A 22,819-nucleotide genomic window follows, 5' to 3' on the forward strand; every position below is an offset into this window, starting at 1 on the left:
GAATCTTAAGGCAGCTATCCCCGTCTAAGAGAGGATCCGCGTTGGCAAACATCGAAGCATCTCGTCAAAACGTATTGCCTTCAATGCCGGCTGATACCGGTAAGCCCATTTATCCAGCGACCCTCGTGCCTGAACTGGAAGAGGTTATTGCAAGGCCCGAGCGGACGTCACCGCTCGGGCTTGAACAGTATATAGCCGGTCGCACGCTTGTCAGTGGCGATAGTCCGGCGTGGACCGACATGTTCGTGCAGGTCTATTCTCGTCTCGATAAGCAGGAGGCCTTTCTCGTTCCCGCGGTTGCAGAACCCCTGATCGTCTGGGTGATGTCGGGAGAGGCCGTCGTCGAAGAGCGGGACCTTGACGGTGACTGGGTCGCAAACACAGTCACCGTAGGCGACTTCTTTCTGACTCGTTCCCCCACGCCCTATGAGATGCGTTGGCGGGCGCTCGGAGAAGCGCCCTTCCAGGTCATGCATCTTTATCTCTCCGTTCCGCTGTTCGAGCGCGTCGCCTACGATGTGTTGGGCTGCGCCGCCCCTCCTGCACTGCGCGACATCTCCGGGGGCAAGGACACGCAGCTGTCACACCTTCTTGCATTGATCCATCAGGAGCTGGCGTCTGAAGGGAAGGGGAGCCAGCTGTTCATCCAAGGCCTTGCCCAGACCCTCGCCGTGCATCTGATCCGGAATTATGCCGCGACTGAAGCTGCCGACGATCACCAAAATGCGCTTCCCGGCTTCAAGCTTCGTCGGGCCGTCGCCTACCTCGAAGAACATCTAGCCGAGCCGTTCAATCTCGCACAGCTTGCCGAAACGGTGGGCATGAGCGAATTTTATTTCAGCCGTCTGTTCAAGAAGGCGACAGGGCTCTCGCCCTCGCGCTACTTCATTCGCCAGCGCGTTGCCCGAGCGCAGCTTCTCCTGCAGGAGACGGATACGAGCATCATCGAGATCGGCATGTCGGTTGGCTATTCCAGCCCAAGCCATTTCGCGCAGGTATTCCGCCGGGAGACCGGCCTGCCGCCGAGCCACTATCGGCAAGGCTAGTTTTTTGACCTGTCGCGATTTCGAGCAAGATCGCGACAGGTCGAGCAAGGCCCCGAGAGAAGGGCGCCGATGAAAGGCTTAGCTTCCTCCTTGTCAAAACGAAACGCCCACCGCGGTGGTGGGCTTCAAGACAAGGAGTGAAGACAATGACTAACCTCAACGGAAAGATCGCACTGGTCACTGGTGCATCGAGTGGCATTGGCGCTGCTACCGCCGTCAAGCTTGCTGAAGCCGGCGCAAAGGTCGGCATCGCTGCCCGCCGCACCGAGAAGCTCGAGGATATCAAGAAGCAGATCGAAGCCAAGGGCGGTGAAGCTCTCGTGATCGAAATGGACGTGGTTGACACGACCTCGGTCGAAGCGGGCGTCAAGAAGCTGGTTGATGCCTATGGTTCGATCGACATCCTCGTCAACAATGCCGGTCTTATGCCGCTTTCCGATATCGATCAGTTCAAGGTCGACGAGTGGCACCGGATGGTGGACGTGAACGTGAAGGGTCTGCTCAATACGACGGCCGCTGTTCTGCCACAAATGATCAAGCAGCATTCCGGCCACGTCTTTAACATGTCCTCGATCGCAGGCCGCAAGGTCTTCAAGGGGCTGTCGGTTTACTGTGCCACGAAACATGCGGTCACGGCCTTCTCCGACGGCCTGCGCATGGAAGTCGGCCAGAAGCACGGCATTCGCGTGACCTGCATCCAGCCAGGCGCGGTGGCCACTGAGCTCTACGATCACATCACTGAGCCGGGCTACCGCAAGCAGATGGACGAACTGGCTAGCCAGATGACCTTCCTCCAGGGCGAGGACATTGGCGACACCATCGTCTTTGCAGCCCAGGCCCCGGCTCATGTGGACGTCGCAGAGCTGTTCGTCCTGCCAGTAGAACAGGGCTGGTAACAGGCCGGCCCTGACGGGTCCCTGCTTTAACGCAGGGACCTCTCAAGGGAGATTGACATGAAGGAAGTACTCGCATCTCAAGCCTATCGCGTCCTGGAACCTGGCCCGATCGTCATGGTCTCCACCAGCGATAACGGCAGGCCCAACGTGATGACGATGGGCTTCCATATGATGATCCAGCACGAGCCGCCGCTCATCGGTTGTGTCATTGGGCCTTGGGATCACAGCTATCAGGCTCTCCGGAAAACCGGAGAATGTGTCATCGCTGTACCCGGTCTCGATCTCGCAGAAACCGTTGTGGACGTCGGGAACTGTTCTGGGGATCGGGTGGATAAATTCCAGAGATACGGCCTCAAGACGCGACCTGCCAAGGACGTGTCAGCCCCGCTCCTCACCGACTGCCTGGCCAACATCGAATGCCGGGTCGTCGATACTAGGCTCTGCGACCCTTACAACCTCTTCATCCTTGGGGCGAGGAGGATCTGGATCAACGAGAGCCGCAAAGAGCGTCGAATGATGCATCACCGAGGTAACGGTACCTTCACCGTCGACGGCGGCACGCTCGATCTCAAAGACCGCATGGTCAAATGGCGTCACCTCCCCTGAGGAGGCGTCGTCCTCCACTTCAACCTATATCACCAAATCGAAGGAGAAATCATATGTCTGCCTACCTCGTCGTTGACCTAGACATCCAAGATACGAAGTCGATCGAAGACTATCGGTCTAAGGCACTGCCGCTCGTCGCCAAAGCGGGAGGTCGTCTGATCGCCTTCGATGCCGCACCGCTTGGGCTCGAAGGCTGGGAGGCTACCAACATGCTCATCATCGAGTTCCCGGACAGGCAAGCGATCCGTCGACTGTTCGCGTCGCCTGAATATGCACCGCTCGCTGCCCAGCGGCAGGCCGCGGCCAGGTCGAGGATCATTGCAATCGACGGCGTATGAATTTCGAGGCTGGCAGGGAGTACGGACATGGCCGAACTGACCAACGTAGCGTTCTTCAGGGCAAAGCCCGGTCGATCTGAGGATCTTGGCGCAGCACTTCTGGCGCTTGTTTCGCCATCGCGACAGGAAGCGGGCAGCCTTAGATACGAGATCCACCAGTCAATGGAATCGTCTAACGATTGGATGGTGGTGGAAGACTGGCGCTATCCATCGGACTTCGACGAACACATGGCGACTTCGTATGTGCGGGATTTTCTGGTGAAGGTGCCTGATCTCTGTGTCACCGACGTCGAGATCAGAGGTTTCCAGCAGCGATCGGCGCCGCATGTATGACGACCGGATCATAGAAACGCAAAAAGAGCCCGGGTCAAGGTCCGGGCTCTTTTTGTAGCTTATGCGGAGAGTTAGCGGCGGGCATCGAGACTGAAGCGACCCGCACCGAATGCCACGACCTGCAGGAGGCCACCCGCCATTGCGACGTTCTTGAAGAAGTGGATGAACTGGTTCAGGTCGCTGAGGTTGTTGTGGAATGCCAGCGCCGTGGCAAGGCTGAACAGGGCAAGGATCAGAGCGACGATACGGGTCTGGAAGCCGAGGATCAGGGCAATGCTGCCCAGGATTTCGATAACGACGGCTGCACCGTAGGACAGCGGCGGGAAGGGCAGGCCAACCACAGTGATATATCCGATCGTCCCAGCCGGATCCGAAATCTTGCTGATGCCGGAAAGAAGGAAGATTGCAGCGAGCAAGATACGGCCGGCGAGAGACGTGACGCCATTGAAGAGTGCCGACTGGGAAAGAGTTTCAACGCGCTGAGCAATTGCATCTGAATAAGACATCGACGTTCTCCTTAAGTTGGGACGTCGCCACGGTGGCTTCGTCGTGAGAAGAAATTGCCATTATCCGGGTGAACGAAAAAGCTGGATAATTTCGCCGATAATCGTCGAGAAAATCGAATGATGAGGCAAAGAAAAACCCGCGCTGTTGAGGGCGCGGGTCCGACTGGAGTGTCGAAAAACTTATATGACGGAGAGAAGGCCTCCGTCTACAAGAAGGGCGGTTCCTGACACATAGCTCGACAGGTCCGATCCAAGGAAAGCCACAGCATCTCCGACTTCTGACGGTTTGCCAAGCCGCCGAAGCGGCGTCCTTTGACGAAAGCCCTCGGAGGCCTGGGCGATACCTGGGCTCGTGCGAAGAAGCTCCGTGTCGATGGTGCCGGGTGCGACTGCATTGACGCGGATACCGTCGGGTCCAAGAGCGTCGGCCAGTGATTTCGCCATCAGCACCACACCGCCCTTGCTTGTGGAGTAGGCAACGGTGATGCCGGCGCCAGAGATCCCACCCATGCTCGCCATGAGGACAATGCTGCCCTGCTTGTTCAGTGCCTTCATCTGGCGCGCAGCTGCCTGGGCGCCGAACAATGGACCATCAAGGTTGACCGACATCAGGCGGCGGTAATCGTCTTCTGGAACCTCCGCACCGTCTGTCTTCAGCGTGATGCCTGCATTTGCCACCATGACATCGACGCCACCGAACTCCTCTGCTGCGGCAACCAGGGCGTCATTGTCGGCCTTGCGGCTGACGTCTGCTTTCACGAAAACGGATTGCGCTCCCAGTTTCCTGATCTCGGAGGCGGTTGGTTCACCGCCCTCGCGTGGTGCCTCTACGACGTCAGAGACGATAATTGCTTTGGCGCCGTGTTCGGCAGCCCGGACGGCGATGGCGCGGCCGATACCGCTCGATGCGCCGGTGACGATGACGACCCTGCCGTCGAGAATATTGCTGTTGCTCATTGTGGTGATCCTTAGTGTTCCGGCACTTTGGGAGCCGAGGAAGGCAGGGCGTCGAGTTGCTGCAGGAGGTAGTAGAGGTTGGCGACACCCCAGTGTTCGACGATCTGGCCGTTGCGAATGCGCATTGCGTCGACGGTTTCAAACTTGATCCGCCGGCCGGTTGGCTCAACTCCGAGGACCACGCCCCGATGCGTGCCGTGGTAGGTCTTGAAGGTCGTGACGATATCGCCATCGACCGCTTGCCAATGGATTTCGGCATGGAAATCGGGGAAGGCTTCGCGGAGCGCGTGGTACAGGCGGCGCGCACCTTCCTTGTCTGGTGTTCCGCCCGGCTGAGGCGTGTGGTCAAGAAAGTCGTCGGCAAAGAGCTCGTCGAACAGTTCAAAGTTGCCCCCGGACTGTACTTCGAGCGTATTGCGCCGGACGATTGATTTCAGTGCGTCATATTGGTCTGACATGGGATGATCCTTTCCTCGGCTCTGTGTCAGAGTTCAAAACCACCGATCGTCATGCCGCCATCGACGGTCAGCATGTGTCCGGTGACATAGGAGGCGGCGTCAGAGGAAAGCCAGATCGCGGCGGCCGCGATTTCCTCCGGCTTGCCGCCGCGTTTGGCGGGAATGGCGTTTTGGGCAAGTGCTGCAAAACTTGGGTTCTGCTGGCTGTTTGCCACGACCATTGGCGTTTCAGTCCAGCCTGGGGCAATCGCGTTGACGCGGATGCCATGGGCAGCATTTTCCATCGCGACAACGCGGGTCAGGCCTTGCACGCCGTGCTTGGAGGCGGCGTAGGCGCTCATGCCTCCAGGACCGGTCAGCGCTGCGACAGAGGCCGTGTTGACGATCGACCCGCCACCGCTGCGCTTGATCAGGGGGATCTGGTATTTCATCCCTAGAAACACGCTCTGCAGATTGACGGCGATGACCCGTTGAAAGTCTTCCAGCGGATAGTCTTCAATCCGCTTCGCAGGACCGGTGATGCCGGCATTGTTGAAGGCGGCATCGAGCCGACCGGATGCAGCGTCAATCTGCTCGACCCATCCCACGACCTGAAGCTCGCTCGCGACGTCGAGTTCAGTGATGAACGCCTGGCCATCTTCGGCGCGGATGAGGTTGGCGGTCTTGGCGAGCCCGTCGGCATCGCGATCAGCGAGATGTACTGTCGCGCCGTCACGAGCGAGCCCGATGGCAATCGCCCGGCCGATCCCCGAGCCCGCACCGGTGACAGCGACGACCTTGTTTGAGAAAAGTGTGGACATGACTTCTCCTTGCCAGCGATCGCGATCGGCCGGTTTGGTTGGAGCTGAATTTATGAGTGGATTGGGAGCTTTAGCTGCGGGCTGCGACGAGCGCTGCTGCTGTGCGAGCGACGATCTCGCCCTGATGGTAGGCACCAGCGAGTTCGATCTGCGAAGGCTGGCGCGACCCGTCGCCACCAGCAACCGTCGTTGCGCCATAAGGAGCGCCACCAACGATCTCTTCCGTGCTCATCTGGCCCTGGTGGCTGTAGGGCAGGCCGACGATCACCATGCCAAAATGCATGAGGTTGGTAATGATCGAAAACAAGGTGGTTTCCTGGCCGCCGTGCTGAGTTGCTGTCGAGGTAAAGGCTGCGCCAACCTTGCCGTTGAGGGCACCGCGTGCCCAAAGGCCGCCGGCCTGATCGAGAAACGCCGCCATCTGGGACGACATACGGCCAAATCGAGTGCCGGTACCGACGATGATCGCATCATAGTCGGCGAGTTCCGCCACGGTCGCGATGGGTGCGGCCTGGTTGAGCTTGAAGTGGGCCTTGTCGGCGATTTCGAGCGGCACGGTCTCAGGTACCCGCTTGATTGTCACCTCAGCGCCGGTGCTGCGTGCGCCTTCGGCCACTGCGCCAGCCATGGTTTCGATATGGCCATAAGAGGAATAGTAAAGAACGAGTACTCTGGTCATATTTGGTCTCCATCGGTTAATGAGGAATTCGATGGAGACAACTTCCCGGTTTTCGACATTTCGGGATAGGCGGATAATCTCTTGTGTTACGTTCGATCAGATTGGCATGTTGCCGCCTGCTACAGCCGTTCGCGACGCACTGAGTTCCAAACAACTACATGGCGACTGCTTCGGGCGTTGAGCGCTCTGATAATGTGCATGGCAATGGTGTGCGGCAGTTCATCTGCGTGGCCTAGCGGCTCGAGCGCTACTGACGCCGTAACCAGGAAATCCCAACATAGGCTTAGTTAGGATGCCTTCAGGAGCGGCGACTGCTCCACCATCTCGATCATGTACTGAATGAAGGCTCCATCCCGACGGGGCAGCGGTCCGCTGCCTACATGGATGGCGTAGATCAGTTCCAGATCACCTGGATTGCAGTCTTCAAGCAGAGGCACGAGCCTTCCGGTGGCGAGATCGGTCGCGACGTGAAAGAGTCCCAGTCGGGAGATACCGGGTCCGGCAAGCGCCACCTGTTTTATCGTATCGCCATTGTTGACGACCAGGCTTCCGGTGACCGGCTGGGCGACTTCCCGGCCCTGCCACAGGAAGAGCCGGGACGGGCTTTCGCCGTTGCAGTGTCTTCAGCCAAGGATTGGGAGCGGTGGCGTTCGACCTGGGCGAGGAGAACCAGGCTTACCGCGCCGTTGACCGGATGGAAGGAAAGCGGCAACGGCATGCTGTCCGCTGCCAGGATGACCTGGAGGAGGTGAGCAGGGAGCTCAGGTCTGCTCACCAGCACAAGCCTCTCAACCGGGAAAGAAGAGCGCTCCGGCCACAAGGCTTACGGCGGGAAACGACAACGCGCCACCAAGCACGGCGTGCAGACCCCATAAGCTGCTGTCGCGGAAGAGCGCCAGGCAGCGCTGAGAAGCTGGCCCAGGATCCCGACCGACAGAATCTAAGCCGCGCACGTGAACCACGCAGGGGTCCCTCGACCGAGACCTACGAACTTGTCACTGGTTTTCTCCATCACTCAGACGGCCTTCCTGGCGAGTTACTAATGTGGCCGCGATCCAGTTCTTGAGAGTGGCGGCATAGTTGGAGAGTCCATTCATCGTGACCGTACAGAACAGCCGACAGAAGCTGATGGAGGGCCCCATGCCGGTTTCAACCTTGGTTTAATCGTCCGGACGGCTCGCCCGTCTGAGCACGGGCGAGCCGCATAACGTCAGTCTTTCAGCAGATTTAGCGCGACGAGCGGCCTTCCAAACTGCTGGATAGGACCGGATGCGGCCAGCGTGCCGAGATCGACGGGGGCAAATCCGAGCGCTGCAATCAACTCCGAGACCTGCCTATTGGCGTCCGAATGGTCGCCGGACAGGAACAACACGCGACTACCGGCTCCCTTATCCGGATCAGCGGCAAGAACAGCAGCAGGCAGGGTGTTGAAAGCCTTTACCACCTTTGCCCCAGGCACGAGCTTGGACACGATCTCCGTGGACAGCCGGCCGCCGAGATCACGCGGTTTGAACGCCGGAAAATCAATGGCGTTCGATGCGTCCACGACGATGCGGCCACCCCAGTCGCTGACCTGCGTGACGATTTCCGGGATGGCGTCGTATGGAACGGCAAGAATGACGACATCAGCTTGCAAGGCATCCTTCAACTCCGCTGCTTTGACCGAGCCGCCGAACCGGTCGGTGATAGAGGAAAGCGAGGCGGGACCGCGGCTGTTTGCGATGACAGTCGGGATCTGAGCGGCATTGAAGCGTTCTGCGAGGGCCGAACCGATAGCGCCGGCGCCGATGATTGCATAAGTAGCCATGCGAAAATCTCCTGTGAGGTGGTTGGATGGGTGAAGTCAGCGGAAGTTTTCAGGAAGGGGTATGAATTCGTCGTCGTCGGGCACGCCGGGGAAGCGGCGCTCGCGCCAGAGATAGGCCGCATGTCGGATGCGCTCCTGATCGGTTGCGACGAAGTTCCAGCGAATAAATCGCTTCTCGGGAAGCGGCTCGCCGCCGAAGGCGAGAAAACGGGCGGGCTCGGTCGCCTTAACGACGATTTCCGACCCAGGCTTGAAGACGAGAAGACGATCCTGGCCGAAATTGCCGTCCTGCCCCACGATCTCGAGGGCGCCGGCGACGACAAAGATCGCCCGCTCGACATGTTCGCCATCGATCCGATACCGGGCACCCGCCTCAAGATGGACCTCGGCGGCGAAGAGATCAGAAAACACCGTGGCTGGCGACTGACGACCATGCAAGTTGCCAGCCAACAGCTTCATGCCAATACCTTCGCCGCTAACGGTTGGCAGCGAGCCTGCGTCGAGATGCTGGAAAAGCGGTGCGGTCTCTTCTGATTTCTTTGGGAGGGCAATCCAGCTCTGCAGCCCGGCCAGCTTCCCGCCAGTCGCACGTTGATGCTCTGGAGTCCGCTCGGAATGGACGATACCGGCGCCCGCGACCATCACATTGACTTCTCCGGGGCGGATCGATTGCACATAATGCTCGCTGTCGCGGTGCGTGAGTTCGCCCTCCAACAGATAGGTCAGGGTGGAAAGACCGATATGCGGGTGAGGTCGGGTATCGATACCTTCGCCCTCGCCGAAGCGTACCGGGCCGAAGCTGTCGAGGAAGATGAAGGGGCCGACCATCTGCCGCATCGGCGCAGGCAGTGCCCGACGAACCGAGAAGCCGCCGAGATCGCGGCTTGAGGGCAGAATGACCTGCTCGATATCGGCTGTCGAGATATGAGACATCGCCAGCTCCTTGGCTTGGTGAGTTGGTGATTTGAAGGTAGGAGCACTGGACGTTTCGGAAAACTCAGATAATTTCGCTCAAAAAGGTCGAGGAATTCGAAATGTCTGACCCAGGGCAGCCCACGCTTGATCAACTGCGCGTCTTCATCGCGGTCGTGGAGACCGGCAGCTTCGCGGCGGCCGCCCGCAAGCTCAATCGTGCGACCTCCGTCATCAGCTACACGATCGCCAATCTCGAGACCCAGCTCGGAGTGACTCTGTTTGATCGGCTGTCGACGAAGAAACCGCAACTCACGCTCGAGGGACGGACGGTCCTTGCTGAAGCGCGGAGCGTTTCGCATGGAATCGATAATCTGCGTGCCAAGGTCAAAAGCATGCTGCGTGGCATAGAACCGGAGGTGCACCTTGCTCTCGATGTCATGTTGCCCGCTTCACGCGTGATGGATGCACTGAAGGCCTTCCGTAAGGAATTCCCGAGCGTGTCGCTGAGGCTATACGTCGAGGCACTTGGCGCGGTGACGCAAATCGTTCTGAACCGCACGGCTACAGTCGGAATTAGCGGACCACTGGATGTTGACGTCTTGGGTCTGGAGCGTATTGGCGTCGGCTTCGTCCAGCTCGTGCCGGTTGCCGCGCCTGACCATCCCCTTGCAGGCGGCTCTCATGCTCCGGGTGCTGCCCGCAGTCATATCCAGCTCGTGCTCACCGATCGCTCCCCACTCACTCAAGGCCATGAATTCGCAGTGGTCGGCACTCACACATGGCGGCTTGCCGACCTCGGCGCCAAGCACATGCTTCTCAAGGAAGGGATCGGCTGGGGGAATATGCCCGAGCCGATGGTGCGTGACGATCTGGCAGCTGGCCGGCTCGTTCAACTCGACCTGCCCGATTGCAAGGGGGGGCCATACCGGCTACAGGCCATCTACCGAACTGATACACCGCCGGGGCCCGCCGGCCACTTTCTGATTGAACATTTTCAGGCTCAAGACGCGAAGACGCCCATTGCGGCTTGGTAAATTGCGCCTCCACAAAAACGGGGCTGGCTGCTGAAGCTGCGCAGCCAACAGCGGTCCAGTCCACGAAGATTCGTGAGCGATGGCTACGCCGGGATCATCTCGCTATTGCAATAGCAGGGTAGAGGAAATCAAATCGGCATCAGGGAGGGTGGAATGCAGTAGAGAGAATGGGGTTTGCATGAAGGGTCCGGGGACACCTACTTTTGATCAGTTGAAAGTTTTTCTGACCGTGGTCGACGTAGGGAGCTTTGCGGGGGCTGCCCGCAAGCTTAACCGGGCTACATCCGTGGTTAGCTACACCATCGCGAATCTGGAGGCGCAGCTCGGTTTTGCCTTATTCGATCGGGATTCCACACGCAGGCCGTGTCTTACGGATGCGGGACGGATTGTGCTCTCGGAGACCAGATCGGTAGCCAACGGAGTGAACCGTCTCCGAGCCAAGGCGCAGGGTCTCCTGCAGGGCCTCGAGCCCAGCCTGTCAATCGCCCTCGACGCGATGTTGCCCGCTTCCCGAGTGCTTGAGGCATTGAAGAGCTTCAGCAGCAAGTTTCCAGCCATTCCGCTGCATATTCGCACCGAGGGTCTGGGGGCCGTGACAGAACTCGTGTTGAATGGAGCTGCGTCTATTGGCGTTTGCGGCCCGCCCGACGTGGACATCGACGGGCTCGAGAGGATGGGCATAGGCAGCGTCGAACTGATTCCTGTTGCTGCGCCCGGTCACCCGCTGGCGCTTGCCAGCGACAAGCGCATCGGTGCTGGCCGAGAGCATATTCAGATCGTTTTGACTGACCGGTCGGAGCGCACGAAGGGCGTAGATTTAGGGGTGGTTGCAACCCACACCTGGCGTGTTGCCGATCTTTCGACAAAGCACATGCTGCTTCTCGAGGGCCTCGGTTGGGGCAACATGCCTGTGCCGATGGTTCGAGATGACCTGGTATCAGGCCGCCTGGTAAAGATTGACTTGCCGGACATCAAAGGTGGGAATTATCGCTTTTTTGCCATCCACCGATCTGACACTCCACCGGGACCCGCAGGAACGTTCCTCATGGAGACGTTCGCCAACCAAGTTCCAGATTGGGCACTGGGGACCTGCGACGTTCATGCTCTCTAAGCTTGCTGGATTCGCAGAGCTCTAATCTGCAGCACGCAACGTTCGATTTATCGCACCCCGTGAACGATTTTATCGCACTTTTTCACAAAGTGAGCTCGTGGCAGCTTGTATTCCGAAATCCAGCGCACGGGTAACCATCTGTTTTAATTAAGGAATAGCAATGACAAGCGTAACTTTCTCGAAGACCGGGCTTGAGGCAATGCTGACGCCGGACAACTGCGTCCTGATGCTCATTGATCACCAGCCTTTCCAGGCTGCGGCCGCCAAGAATGTTGACGTTGCCACGATGATCAACAACACCGTTTCGCTCGCCAAAACAGCCAAGGCCTTCGGTGTCCCCACGCTTCTGACAAGCGTTCTCAAGGACAGAGGCGGTCTGATCTTCAAGCAGATCACGGATGTCTTTCCGGAGCAGACCCCAATCGACCGCACGTTCATCAATACCTGGGAAGACGAGCGTTGCGTCGAATGGGTTAAGGGTACCGGCCGCAAGAAAGTGGTTATCGCCGCACTTTGGACGGAAGTCTGCCTCGCATTCCCCGTCATTCATGCCCTTGGTGATGGCTATGAGGTCTACTTCGTAACGGACGCCTCAGGCGGCACCAGCGTTGAAGCGCACGAAATGGGAATCGCCCGCATGATCCAAGCGGGGGCCGTGCCACTGACATCTGGTGTGTTCATGGCCGAACTGCAGCGCGATTGGGCGCGCTCCGAGAGCGCTGCCAAGATCGCCGACATCATCCTCGAGCATGGCGGAGCTACTGGCACTAGCCTGGCTTGGGAACTGCAATTGCTCGCAGGACCGCATCGCGCATAGGCGCAGCCTCAACCTAATGGCACGGCGCCGGCCGACGGTTTTGTCGGCGCCAAGCCCTTGGTTGATGACGATTGGGCGAGCTGCGTCTATTGCTGGATGTGCGACTGCTCATGTCGGTCGGCACTTAATCGTTAGAATGCGGTGGTCCGGCGAGTTGTGGCACTTAATCTGAGAACCTTTTAGACGGGTCTTCGCGCTTAACGGCTGCTGACACGGAGGCAACCCTTTGTAACATCTCCTATTTGCTGATGCACTCAGCCAAAAACAGCCATTTTAGTCATCGCGGCCGTTCTCAGATTAAGTGCCAAATTCTCAGTGCGATTCTCAATTTATTTGCCTATTCTCAATTTATGTGCCGGGCCAAGTCGTTGATATCGCTCACATCAGAGGCTTACGATTAACTGCAAAACGACATCTCTCTCGAAGAGATATGCCGCTGACTGCCCATTTCGCTCTCACGCACGCCTGCCGATGCGACTAAACTCCTTATGGCGCGCGAAGCGACGCCTCCCAACGGCCGCTTCCTGTCTCACGCACCTAGAAGCCGTCAGTCGGCGAGCGGCCTCAAATCAGTCATTCCAGCCAGGCCAAGTGTTCGGCTCGCCTACTGAATCTCTTGGATAGGAATTTTGTAATAACAGGGTCGTTGGTCGTGATCCCTTCAAGGCGAGGGATCCGCATCGCCATGTGCAGGGATTCACACCGAACAAACAGACGTGCGTTCGACAAGTCGGCAGGGCGCAACGCGGCTCAATGGGTCGACGTTATTGCCTGAGACCAGCCCATTCAACCACTCCGCCCCTTGGAAGCCGAGCTCATGATATGGCAACGCCGCTGTGGTCAGTTCCGGTTTAAGCGCCATCGAAACCGTTCGGAAATCATCGAAGCCGACGATGCTAACATCCTGGGGAATTCGCAATCCCAGCGACAACGCAGCGATGTAAATTTGAATCGCCATCTCGTCATTGCCGCTCATGATCGCGGTCGGTCGCTCCTTTTGTCGCAGCAGCTCCGTCGCCGCCGCGAAGACATAGTTCTCCTCGGCGCCAACCGGCCCCTTCATTCCAAGACGGATGGAAAGGTCATCCTCCGCGAGGCCGAATTCCTTCGCGGTCTGACGAAAGGCGTTGAGGCGCAGCTCTGCGCCGACGAGAACGGGATTGAGCCTGATGTAGCCGATCCTGCGATGCCCTCGTTCGAGCAGGTAGCGGGTGAGATCCCTGGCACCCTGAAAGTCGTCGGGCGCGATAGATGGGAATAGCTGGTCTGTCCGTGGTCTGCAGTTGATCATCACTGTCGGGATGCTGACGTCGCCGGCATCGGGGTCCACGACACGATGGTACATTGTCACATAGAGAACTCCGTCGATCCGATGAGCCTGGAAAGTTTTCCAGACTTCCGCCTCTCGTTGGGACGAGCCGCCAGTATTGGCGATCAGGATAGTTTTACCGTTCGTATTGGCCCAATCCTGTATTCCCCGCACAATGTCGACCGAATAGGGCGTGGTGGACACATAATCTGTCATGATGCCGAAGGTGTTGGAACGGCTCGACCGTATGAGGCGCGCAGCCATGTTGGGGATGTAGCCAAGATCCCGAATAGCCTTCTGCACGCGCTCACGTGTTTCGTCTGTCACGTAGGGCTCGCCGTTAATGACGCGAGAGACTGTCTTATTCGAAACCCCGGCCGCTTTCGCGACACTGATAATGCTGACCATGTCCCGCCAATCTCCTTGCTTTGGAAACCGTTCTAAACCAGTTAGCTGACAACGTCGACATATTTCTATGACAACGTCGACAACACGTGTTGACAACGTCGTCATGCAGAGATTATGTTCCAGGAAAGCAAGGGTGCTAACGCAAGCGCCCCGGCGAGCAAGGGAGGAATCAATGAAGAAAATGCTTGGTGCCAGCGCGCTTGCGCTCATCTTCATGGCGGCCGCGGCGAAGGCCGAAACCATCAACATCCTCGTCGAAGGCGGCGGCGAGATGCTGCAGAAGGCGGTGGCCGAGAAATTCACTAAAGAAACCGGCATTGAGGTCAAATTCACCGTCGTTCCGTACCAGGGCGTCTTCGACAAGTTCTCTGCCGAGATCGCCTCAGGCTCGTCGGCATTCGATATCGTGACCATCGACGTGGTCTGGAACGCGAAGTTCGCGAACCACGTCGAGGACCTCTCGCCCCTCTTCACCGACGCAGTGCGCAAGGATCTGCCGCCGGCTTTGCTTGCCGACGCAAAGGCTGGCGACAAGATGATCGGAATGCCCGCCTGGGCGAATGCCGAGATCGTCTTTTATCGCAAGGACCTCTTCGACAAGCCGGAGGAAAAAGATGCCTTCCAGGCGAAATATGGCTATCCACTTGCTCCGCCGAAGACCTGGCAGCAATGGCGCGATATGGCGAAATTCTTCACGCGTGACACCGACGGCGACGGCAAGGTCGATTTCTGGGGCACCAATACGATCGGCACCTTCTCGGAGGAATGGATGGCCCATGTGCTGCAGGCGGCCTCGCCGGGCGTCATCCTCGACGATGACGGCAAGGTCATCATCGACAACGAGGCGCACAAGAAGGCGCTCGAGTTCTACATCGCGCCACACTGCACCGATCACTCCGTCCCGGAAAACGTCAACGAAATCGGATGGGGCGAGGCGCAGAATCTGTTCTATCAGGGCAAGACGGCGATGATGAAATTCTGGGCGCACGCCTATAAGATGACGCCTGAGGATTCAAAGGTCAGCGGGAAGGTCGGCGTCGCTCCGATGCTCGCCGGCGATGCAGGAATCGCAGCTATTCCCGGCCCCTGGTACAATGTCGTCCCCTCGACTTCGCAGCACAAGGGCGCGGCGAAGAAGTTCATCGCTTTTGCAATCGCCAACAACGCATCGGGCATCGAGGCTCCCCTTGGCCTTGCCGCAACGAACTCGGCCTATAACAGCTACGCCAGCAAGCCCGGCTATGAGCATTTCAAGCCGCTGCTTGAAACGTTGAGCGCGCCGGCAACGCAAGGCCGGCCGATGAACGAAAAGTATCAGGAAATCGTCGACGAAGCTGTCCTCCCGGCTGTCCAGCAGGCGCTGACGTGCAAGGCGGACGTCGGAGAAGCGCTCACGGAAGCCAAGGAAACGATCGAGGATATCCTCAACTAGTCCGATCTTTCCCTCGGTATCGTGGGAGGTGCATTTTCACCCCGCGCCATCAGCTTTCGGAGGCGAACATGTCGGATGAAGACCGTTTTGTGCTCTGCATGCTCGCGCCCGCGGTTGCGATCCTCGGCTTGTTGGTCGCGTACCCGGTGGGGCTGCTGATCTTCGATTCCTTTTTCAAGGTCGAAACGATCACGCCCAATATACGTGAATGGGTCGGGCTGCAGAACTATGTCGATGCCCTGACCTCGAAACGTGTCGCCGAAAGCGCTCTGCGGACACTGCAATATTCGGTCTTCGCACTCTTTTTCGAATTCACGTTCGGCTTCTGTGCGGCCCTGCTGTTCTCGGCCATGGTCGGCCAATCGCGTTGGCACCGCACGATCTTCGCTCTGCCGCTGATGGTTCCGCCCATCGTTGCCGGCCTGCTGTGGCGGTTTCTGCTGGTCGGCAATATCGGCATCCTGAACTACGGATTCGTTCGCCTGGGGTTGATCAGCGACCCCAATGAGATCGCTTGGCTCTCCAACGAGGATATCGTGATCTATTCCGTATCCTTTGCCGACATCTGGCTGACGACCTCGTTCGTTGCACTCGTCTCCTATGCGGGGTTGACGAACATTCCTAAGGATCTGCTTGAGGCGGCACGGATCGACGGGGCGAACGCGCTCAAGCGATTCTGGCATGTGACCCTGCCTCTGATGCGGCCGGTGATCGCCGTCGTGGTGATCGTCCGCGGCGTTGACGCGGCCAAGACCTTCGACCTGATCTGGATTCAGACGCAGGGCGGTCCTCGCCATGCTTCGGAAGTGTTCTCGATGAATATCTATCAGCGGATGGTCCGATTTGGCGATCTCGGCGAGGCCTCCGCATCCGGCACGCTGTTCCTCATCGTCATGATGATTCTGGCCGCCGTTGCCTATTGGAAGATATGGAGGCCGGCCCATGCATAGAGCGTCTCGCCTCAATATCAGCGGAATTCTGATAAACGCGGCAGCCCTCGTGCTCGTGCTGTCCTACGCTCTGCCATACATCTATCTGTTGATGACCTCGATCAAGCCGGCGGCAGATGTCCAGCAGATCCCGCCGAGCTTTTTTCCCGCGGTCATATCGTTCGAGAATTTTCGCGAGGTCTTGCAATCGTCTACTTTGCCGAAGGCCTTCGTCAATTCCCTCACGGTGGCGGTGCTGACGACCGCGCTCTCGCTGGTGGTGGCCGTGCCGGCCGCCTATGTTGCCACCCGGTATCGCCGCCGGATCACGACGCTTTTCCTGCTCTTTGCCCTGATCACCCGCATGGTGCCGTCGGTGTCGCTCGGTGTGCCGCTGTTCCAGCTTTTGAAGTCCATGGGCCTGCTCGATACCATTCCTGGCCTGGTTCTCGCTCACACCTCGGCTGCTGTGCCGCTGGCGCTGCTGCTCATGTCGGCTTTTTTCGAGGGCGTGCCGAAAGAGCTTGAAGAGGCCGCGCGAATGGATGGCTGCACACGGTTCCAGGCCTTTCGCAAGATCGTCCTTCCGATCATGACGGGCGGGATCGCGGTGACCGCGCTCTTTACCTTCATCACCAGCTGGAACGAATTCCTCTATGCACTGCTGCTGACGTCTGAATCGACCAAGACGGCCCCGATCGTCATTGCCGAATACAATTCCGTCTATGGGCTTGCCTGGGGAGCCATGACCGCGGCGGCCGTGCTCTATTCACTGCCCGTCATCATCGTGACGCTCGCACTTCAAAAACAGATCGTCGGCGGGCTGACGCTCGGTGCAGTGAAGGGATGAGGAGACAAGCATGGCCGGTATAGAATTGCGCAATATCAACAAGATCTACGGAAACAGCTTTCACGCTCTTCATGATCTCAACTTCGACATCAAGGACGGCGAGTTCATGGTGTTTGTCGGTCCGTCGGGATGTGGGAAGTCGACAGCGCTCAGAATGATCGCGGGCCTGGAGAGCATTTCCAGCGGTGAACTCAAGATCGGCGACAGGGTTGTCAACCATGTCGATCCCAAGGATCGTGACATTGCCATGGTCTTCCAATCCTACGCGCTCTATCCGCATAAGACGGTGCGCGAAAACATCGCCTTTCCCTTGCTGATGGCCGGACTGCCCAAGGCCGAGATCGACAGCCGCGTGAACGAGGCGGCGCGCATTCTCGAGCTGACGGCATTGCTCGACCGCAAACCGGCGCTTCTCTCTGGTGGGCAGCGCCAGCGCGTCGCTATGGGACGAGCGATCGTTCGTAAGCCGGCGGCATTCCTGATGGATGAGCCGCTCTCCAACCTGGACGCCAAACTGCGCGTGCAGATGCGCGCCGAGATCGCCAGCCTGCAAAGAAAACTGAATGTCACGACGATTTATGTGACCCACGACCAGGTCGAGGCGATGACGATGGGTGACCGGGTGGCCGTGATGAAAGGCGGGGTGCTGCAGCAGATCGACACACCGCAGAACCTGTACAATCGTCCTGACAACGTCTTTGTCGCGGCCTTTATCGGATCGCCCTCGATGAACTTGTACGAGGCCGTTCTGAATGGAAGGACGCTGACCCTGGGCAGCAACAGTTTCGAAATCCCTGGCCGGGTTTTCGAATGCCGCCCCTCGCTCAGCGGCGCGTCTAACCGTCAGGTCATTGTCGGTATCCGGCCCGAGCACATGAACGACGCCGCAATCCGGCCTTCGTCGGCCGAGATTTCCGCCCCGGTCACTCTTGTCGAGGCGCTGGGTTCGGAATCCATGGTGCATCTCAACATCGACGCGCCCTGGGTGGATGCGGGCGACCCGGACGCAGCCGCCGACATCGGCAACGAAAAGGCTGCTGTAGCCCGTTTTTCTCCGAAGAGCACAGTTCGCGCAGGCAGCATCGCGCGCATCGCTGTCGATGCAGAAGAACTTCACTTCTTCGAACCGGACACCCGCACCAGCATCTGGTGATCAAACAGAGAGCTGGTTTGAACGCATTTCCCCAGGCGCGTTTGAGCAACGATTAACAACATCAGTTACTCCCGCTGCTGAGTAAGAAATGTCCGAGGAGACATTAATAATGATTAGCGAGAATTTTTTCGATGTAACGAAGTATCCTGATGGGAATCCTTATGAGGATATTGGGGAAGTCATCAATAGCATCATTGCAGATATTAAAAGCAGGCAATCAGTTTCCGACCTAAACAATGGCGGAAAACCTGGAGCAGTGATCTATATACCGCCAGGTGATTATCGTCTTGTCACTCAAGTCGTCATAGACGTGAGCTATCTAAAGATCATGGGCTCTGGACATGGCTTCACGTCTTCGAGCATCCGTTTCAACACACCTGCAAGCGAGCTGACACACTGGCACGAAATATGGCCGGGAGGAAGTCGCATAGGTGTGGACATTTCTCCAGAGGCTGCCGACGGTGAGGCTGCCGGAGCCGCGTTTTATGTTAAGCGCGCCGGAAACCCCCGCGTAAGCTCTGTGGAGTTTGCAGACTTTTGCATCGATGGCCTGCACTTCCTTGACGATGGTTCGGGTCAAGATGATGCGGAAAATACATACAAGAATGGCAAAACGGGAATCTATGTAGGCGGCGCCAATGACTCATTCCGTATAACGGGGATGGGTCTTATCTATCTGGAACATGGAATTACTGTTCATGATGCAGATGCGCTCGCGATAGATAACAATTTTATCGCAGAGTGCGGCAACTGTATCGAATTGAAAGGAATGGGCCAAGCCTCGAGAATAGCAAACAATTTTGTAGGCGCGGGATATAGAGGACATTCTATTTACGCGGAAAATTATGGAGGCATTCTAGTATCTTCAAACAACGTATTTCCTCGAGGAGCTAGCAGCCTCTGTTTTTCGGGCGTCGTCCGTTCCTCAGTCACAGGAAATAGATTTCATTCCTTTTATCCCGGAATGTTGATTCTCGCTGATAACTGCTGCGAGAATTTGGTCTCCTCAAATCATTTTTTGCGAGATCGTGAGCCATGGGCGCCCATGCAGAAGTACGATAACGGCTTGGATGATCTGTTCGGACTTTTGCAAATTGACGGCAGCAACAATTCGGTAATCGCGAACCACATCTCGGAAACAATAGATACTCAATATATCAAGCCTCTCGGCGCAAAGCCCGTGATAATTAATGTGGTTTCCGGTAGCGGCAATTACATAGCCAATAACCACATTGTGGCCACAACCGAAATATCGCAAATCAATGACGCACCAAACAGTGCCTGTTTTTCAACGCAAGTCGGCGCATTGCTTTCAATTAACAATTTGAAGGCGCTCGAAGTAACCGCGGTACTGGTGCAAAAACGGTCGGTGCGTAATACAGTCCTTGATTCAGGCAGTGACGAACAGATTGATATAGACAGAACGATAAATGCATTTAGGGCCACTCCAGTTCCTGGACAATAGTGAGAATTTTCAATATAGACCGATTGTAGCAGACCGTCTGTCGACAATTCAGTGATGGAGTTTTGTTCATGGCGAACGAAATAGAACGGGAAGATGGTCCACTGATGAAGCAAAGCTATTCCTACCTGGGTACTGCTTGGTTGAGCCTCGGGCGGCGACTTTCTTCGTATCGACGCAGGCGTCGATCCCAAATCCGCCGACATCACAGCGCCGGTCAGTTGCGTGGACCCCGTCGATTCGGAGTCCATGGTGCATCTGTTAATCGATGCGCCATCGATGGACGCCGGTGATCCAAAGCCAGGCAAGCCCGATATCGGGGAAGCGACGATCTAGAACAGCGAAAGGCTGCTCGCGTTTCGCTGCCATTCAATAATCACGTTGGGAATAGCGTCCACACGTCCTACAGGGGCGCGCGTTCAATGAATCTGCCCTTGAGCCTCAGGACCTGCGCACCTTGTGCGCCATCGATGGCAAGGTTCATCGCCGCCCGGCCCATCTCGTAGTAAGGCAGTTCCATAGTGCAAAGACCGGGTTGCAGATGGCTTGCGATGGAGTGGAGCTTGTCGAAGCTGGCCACCGCGACGTCTTTCCCCACCTTCAGCCCCAGTTGGGCAAGGAGGAAATAAACATTCATGGCCATGAGGTCCTTGCCGCACAGGATCAGGTCGGGTGCCGGCTGCTCGGCCATTAGCCGCGGCAGGATCTGATCGGCGACGTAGACGGGCGGTTTTCCGGCCTCCAGAACCTCCGCCGTGTGCACCGCGTTCGACAGGTCGCGCCCGTGAGCCGCTACCGCATCGACAAAGCCCCGGGCACGCAGTTGGCTGGCAACGATCGCGGTGGAAAGATTCAGGAAAACGGGGCGCTGATAACCACGCTCGAAGATGATCCGGGTCAGGTCATAGGCCAGTTGATAATCGCCGCTGAGGCGGAGGCGTCGCGGTTCGGCGTCAAGGTACGGGTCGGTGACGCCGAGGAGACGCTCGTCGGCTACGACGCGACGACCGGCGAGGTCTTCATCGACCGCACCGAATCCGGCATTATTCCCGCCAAGAGCTTTGCAGCCGTCCATACGGCGCCGCTCGAGGTCACGCCGGAGGGCGACATCAAGCTCCATATCTTCGTCGATGCGGCCTCGGTCGAGCTCTTCGCCAATGACGGCCTGCGCACGATCACCGACCAGATCTTCCCCGATCCGGAGAGCCTCGGCGTCGAACTCTTCGCCGAGGGCGGCAATGCGGCGGTCGATCTCGACATCTGGAAGCTCTCGACCGAGGACGGCATAGCGAAGGCGCCGCGCAACTATATTGGTTCCGACGGCAACGATCTGCTGAGGGCATGGGAGGGAGCAAAGGGTGCACTTCGCTTCGACGGCCTTGGCGGCAACGACGTGATCGTCGGAAGCGCCGGGCTCGACCGGATCGAAGGCGGGGCCGGCGCCGACGTATTGCGTGCCGGCCGCGGCAGCGATTGGGTCAACGGCGGAAGCGGCAATGACATCGTCGCGGCCGGCGGGGTCGCGCTCGATAACCTGCTGGGCGGAGCCGGCGCCGACGTCTTCCTCCTCGCCACGGAGACAAATGATGGTCATCGCGACCGCACAGTGGTCGGCGACTTCAAGGTCGGCATCGACGCAATCGACCTTGGCGACGCCGAGGTCGTGCACCACAAGAGCCTGTTCGGTTCGCTGGTGCTCACCCTCGACGGGGACGCCGACCAGATCGTCTTGACAGGTGTCACGCGATACGACGACTCGCTCTTCCTCTGAGCGCGGAGGCGCGGCCGACTTTGCTCGGCCGCGCGCTCGAACTAGCCATGCGCGACGGAACTTTCCACAGCAATACCCAACAGCCGGACCTTGCCACGTCGTTGCGAAAGGCTGCGCCTACGCGGTTAGCGCTGCGAGAACGAAATACAGAGAATCAAGCGACTATTTCAGTGGCGCAACCGAGCCGCGACGGATGAGCTCGCAGCGATACTTGAAATGGCTTTCGGCAGGCGGGCGACCGGCAATCATGTCGACAAGCATGCGCACGGCCAAAGCGCCCATCTCACGATAGGGTAATGCCATCGTCGTCAGAGGCGGCTGAATACCGGTGGAGACGACCTGGAAATCATCGAAACCAACGACTGAAACGTCCTCCGGCACTCTGAGCCCGAGATCCGCGGCCGCACAGTAGACCTGCAGGGCGGTCTCGTCATTTCCGCAGACGATCGCCGTCGGTCGATCAGGGCTGCTTAAAAGACGTCGAGCATTCTCAAAGGCGACGAACCGATCGGCAAAAATTGCACCCACACGACCTGGCACCACCCAATCCTTCCGTACTTTGATGCCGGCTGCAGCCAATCCGTCGAAGAAAGCCCGGCCGCGAAGGTCCGCGGCCAGGAGCAACTCGTTCAGCATGACATATGCGATTTTTCGGTGTCCCTGCTCGACAAGATAGCGGACAACGTCCAGTCCGCCTTGATAGTCGTCCGGGACGACGGAAGGTAGAGCGCGTTCGGGAGCACTGCAGTTTACCAGCACCGTAGGTGTGTTGGGGAACTCCGTCTCGGGCGGAACGTGGCGGTGAAACATCGTCACGTAGAATACCCCGCCGATGCCATGCTCGCGGAAGATCTGCCAGGCGCGCAGCTCTTTCGCCGGATCGGCGGAGGTGTTTACCGTCAGAAGCGTGTAGGGCGTGCCATCAAGGGCATCCTGAATACCGCGCACGATGTCGGTCGAAAACGGCGTCGTCGATACGACGTCGGTGATCAGTCCGAGCACGCTGGAACGGCTGGTGCGCATCAATCGGGCCGCCTGGTTCGGAACGTAGCCTAGCGTCTCGATCGCCTTCTGAACCTTTTTCTTGGTCTTCGGACGGATCAGACCCTCGCCGTTGACGACGCGTGATACGGTTCGATCCGACACGCCGGCAAGTGCTGCAACGTCCTTAATGCTGACCATTGTCTTCCCCAAACCTGAGC

Annotated in this window: 24 protein-coding genes and 1 pseudogene; 14 read left to right on the forward strand and 11 right to left on the reverse strand. The window is 58.1% G+C overall.

Annotated features, from left to right (window positions below):
• Positions 1–41 precede the first annotated feature (41 nt).
• The 5 genes from QN219_RS20845 (at position 42) to QN219_RS20865 (ending at position 3,219) form a co-directional block, all read left to right on the forward strand.
• Complete coding sequence (locus tag QN219_RS20845) at positions 42–1,046, forward strand: AraC family transcriptional regulator (protein WP_284001854.1); 1,005 nt, start codon at positions 42–44, stop codon at positions 1,044–1,046.
• 146 nt (positions 1,047–1,192) lie between these two features.
• Positions 1,193–1,942, forward strand: coding sequence for an SDR family oxidoreductase (locus QN219_RS20850; RefSeq protein ID WP_284001795.1), 750 nt, complete (start codon positions 1,193–1,195; stop codon positions 1,940–1,942).
• A gap of 57 nt (positions 1,943–1,999) precedes the next feature.
• Entirely contained in the window at positions 2,000–2,548 is a 549-nt protein-coding gene (locus tag QN219_RS20855; protein WP_284001797.1) for a flavin reductase family protein, read from the forward strand.
• 53 nt (positions 2,549–2,601) lie between these two features.
• Positions 2,602–2,886 (forward strand): DUF1330 domain-containing protein, encoded by a 285-nt coding sequence (locus QN219_RS20860; protein ID WP_284001798.1) that lies wholly within the window; start codon positions 2,602–2,604, stop codon positions 2,884–2,886.
• Positions 2,887–2,913: 27 nt separating this feature from the next.
• Entirely contained in the window at positions 2,914–3,219 is a 306-nt protein-coding gene (locus tag QN219_RS20865) for a putative quinol monooxygenase (protein ID WP_284001800.1), read from the forward strand.
• Between the two features lie 71 nt (positions 3,220–3,290).
• Here QN219_RS20865 and QN219_RS20870 read toward each other — a convergent pair whose 3' ends face one another.
• The 8 genes and pseudogenes from QN219_RS20870 to QN219_RS20905 all read right to left on the reverse strand — a co-directional run bounded on the left by QN219_RS20870 (position 3,291) and on the right by QN219_RS20905 (position 9,359).
• On the reverse strand, positions 3,291–3,725 hold the full coding sequence (locus QN219_RS20870) for a DoxX family protein (protein ID WP_284001801.1): 435 nt from the start codon (positions 3,723–3,725) through the stop codon (positions 3,291–3,293).
• A 180-nt stretch (positions 3,726–3,905) separates the two neighbouring features.
• On the reverse strand, positions 3,906–4,682 hold the full coding sequence (locus QN219_RS20875; RefSeq protein ID WP_284001802.1) for an SDR family oxidoreductase: 777 nt from the start codon (positions 4,680–4,682) through the stop codon (positions 3,906–3,908).
• Positions 4,683–4,693: 11 nt separating this feature from the next.
• Positions 4,694–5,140, reverse strand: a complete 447-nt coding sequence (locus QN219_RS20880) for an ester cyclase (protein WP_284001804.1) — start codon at positions 5,138–5,140, stop codon at positions 4,694–4,696.
• A 26-nt stretch (positions 5,141–5,166) separates the two neighbouring features.
• On the reverse strand, positions 5,167–5,940 hold the full coding sequence (locus QN219_RS20885; RefSeq protein WP_284001805.1) for an SDR family oxidoreductase: 774 nt from the start codon (positions 5,938–5,940) through the stop codon (positions 5,167–5,169).
• A 70-nt stretch (positions 5,941–6,010) separates the two neighbouring features.
• A complete protein-coding gene (gene wrbA, locus QN219_RS20890) occupies positions 6,011–6,619 on the reverse strand; it encodes an NAD(P)H:quinone oxidoreductase (protein WP_284001806.1) in 609 nt (202 codons plus the stop codon).
• 287 nt (positions 6,620–6,906) lie between these two features.
• Positions 6,907–7,221, reverse strand: a pseudogene (locus tag QN219_RS20895) (LysR substrate-binding domain-containing protein); the annotation flags it as partial.
• 608 nt (positions 7,222–7,829) lie between these two features.
• Positions 7,830–8,426, reverse strand: coding sequence for an NADPH-dependent F420 reductase (locus QN219_RS20900; protein WP_284001808.1), 597 nt, complete (start codon positions 8,424–8,426; stop codon positions 7,830–7,832).
• Between the two features lie 36 nt (positions 8,427–8,462).
• Positions 8,463–9,359 (reverse strand): pirin family protein, encoded by an 897-nt coding sequence (locus QN219_RS20905; protein WP_284001809.1) that lies wholly within the window; start codon positions 9,357–9,359, stop codon positions 8,463–8,465.
• 101 nt (positions 9,360–9,460) lie between these two features.
• On the opposite strand from QN219_RS20905, the gene QN219_RS20910 reads away from it, so the two are divergent.
• The 3 genes from QN219_RS20910 to QN219_RS20920 all read left to right on the forward strand — a co-directional run bounded on the left by QN219_RS20910 (position 9,461) and on the right by QN219_RS20920 (position 12,303).
• On the forward strand, positions 9,461–10,375 hold the full coding sequence (locus QN219_RS20910; protein ID WP_284001810.1) for a LysR family transcriptional regulator: 915 nt from the start codon (positions 9,461–9,463) through the stop codon (positions 10,373–10,375).
• A 178-nt stretch (positions 10,376–10,553) separates the two neighbouring features.
• Positions 10,554–11,486, forward strand: coding sequence for a LysR family transcriptional regulator (locus tag QN219_RS20915; protein WP_284001811.1), 933 nt, complete (start codon positions 10,554–10,556; stop codon positions 11,484–11,486).
• Positions 11,487–11,646: 160 nt separating this feature from the next.
• A complete protein-coding gene (locus QN219_RS20920; protein WP_284001812.1) occupies positions 11,647–12,303 on the forward strand; it encodes a hydrolase in 657 nt (218 codons plus the stop codon).
• A gap of 697 nt (positions 12,304–13,000) precedes the next feature.
• Here QN219_RS20920 and QN219_RS20925 read toward each other — a convergent pair.
• Positions 13,001–14,020: a LacI family DNA-binding transcriptional regulator gene (locus QN219_RS20925; RefSeq protein WP_284001813.1), complete on the reverse strand. Its 1,020-nt coding sequence runs from the start codon at positions 14,018–14,020 to the stop codon at positions 13,001–13,003.
• Positions 14,021–14,192: 172 nt separating this feature from the next.
• On the opposite strand from QN219_RS20925, the gene QN219_RS20930 reads away from it, so the two are divergent.
• The 5 genes from QN219_RS20930 (at position 14,193) to QN219_RS20950 (ending at position 19,849) form a co-directional block, all read left to right on the forward strand.
• The gene (locus tag QN219_RS20930) at positions 14,193–15,452 is read left to right on the forward strand and encodes a sugar ABC transporter substrate-binding protein (RefSeq protein WP_284001814.1); all 1,260 of its coding nucleotides are present in this window, start codon (positions 14,193–14,195) and stop codon (positions 15,450–15,452) included.
• 68 nt (positions 15,453–15,520) lie between these two features.
• On the forward strand, positions 15,521–16,402 hold the full coding sequence (locus QN219_RS20935) for a sugar ABC transporter permease (protein ID WP_284001815.1): 882 nt from the start codon (positions 15,521–15,523) through the stop codon (positions 16,400–16,402).
• The gene (locus tag QN219_RS20940; RefSeq protein ID WP_284001816.1) at positions 16,395–17,231 is read left to right on the forward strand and encodes a carbohydrate ABC transporter permease; all 837 of its coding nucleotides are present in this window, start codon (positions 16,395–16,397) and stop codon (positions 17,229–17,231) included. The genes QN219_RS20935 and QN219_RS20940 overlap by 8 nt, the downstream gene beginning before the upstream one ends.
• Before the next feature lie 10 nt (positions 17,232–17,241).
• A complete protein-coding gene (locus tag QN219_RS20945) occupies positions 17,242–18,384 on the forward strand; it encodes a sn-glycerol-3-phosphate ABC transporter ATP-binding protein UgpC (protein ID WP_284001817.1) in 1,143 nt (380 codons plus the stop codon).
• A gap of 109 nt (positions 18,385–18,493) precedes the next feature.
• On the forward strand, positions 18,494–19,849 hold the full coding sequence (locus tag QN219_RS20950; RefSeq protein WP_284001818.1) for a NosD domain-containing protein: 1,356 nt from the start codon (positions 18,494–18,496) through the stop codon (positions 19,847–19,849).
• Positions 19,850–20,249: 400 nt separating this feature from the next.
• Here the strand turns inward: QN219_RS20950 and QN219_RS20955 are convergent, their stop codons facing one another.
• On the reverse strand, positions 20,250–20,747 hold the full coding sequence (locus QN219_RS20955) for a substrate-binding domain-containing protein (protein WP_284001856.1): 498 nt from the start codon (positions 20,745–20,747) through the stop codon (positions 20,250–20,252).
• Between QN219_RS20955 and QN219_RS20960 the strand changes: the two genes are divergently transcribed.
• Positions 20,631–21,617 (forward strand): GH32 C-terminal domain-containing protein, encoded by a 987-nt coding sequence (locus QN219_RS20960; protein ID WP_284001819.1) that lies wholly within the window; start codon positions 20,631–20,633, stop codon positions 21,615–21,617. The genes QN219_RS20955 and QN219_RS20960 overlap by 117 nt on opposite strands.
• 162 nt (positions 21,618–21,779) lie before the next feature.
• Here the strand turns inward: QN219_RS20960 and QN219_RS20965 are convergent, their stop codons facing one another.
• Positions 21,780–22,799 carry a LacI family DNA-binding transcriptional regulator gene (locus QN219_RS20965; protein WP_284001820.1) on the reverse strand — a complete coding sequence of 340 codons (1,020 nt, stop codon included), beginning with the start codon at positions 22,797–22,799 and terminating at the stop codon, positions 21,780–21,782.
• Positions 22,800–22,819 lie beyond the last annotated feature (20 nt).

This window comes from Sinorhizobium sp. 8-89 (assembly GCF_030124325.1).
Taxonomy (GTDB): Bacteria; Pseudomonadota; Alphaproteobacteria; order Rhizobiales; family Rhizobiaceae; genus Sinorhizobium.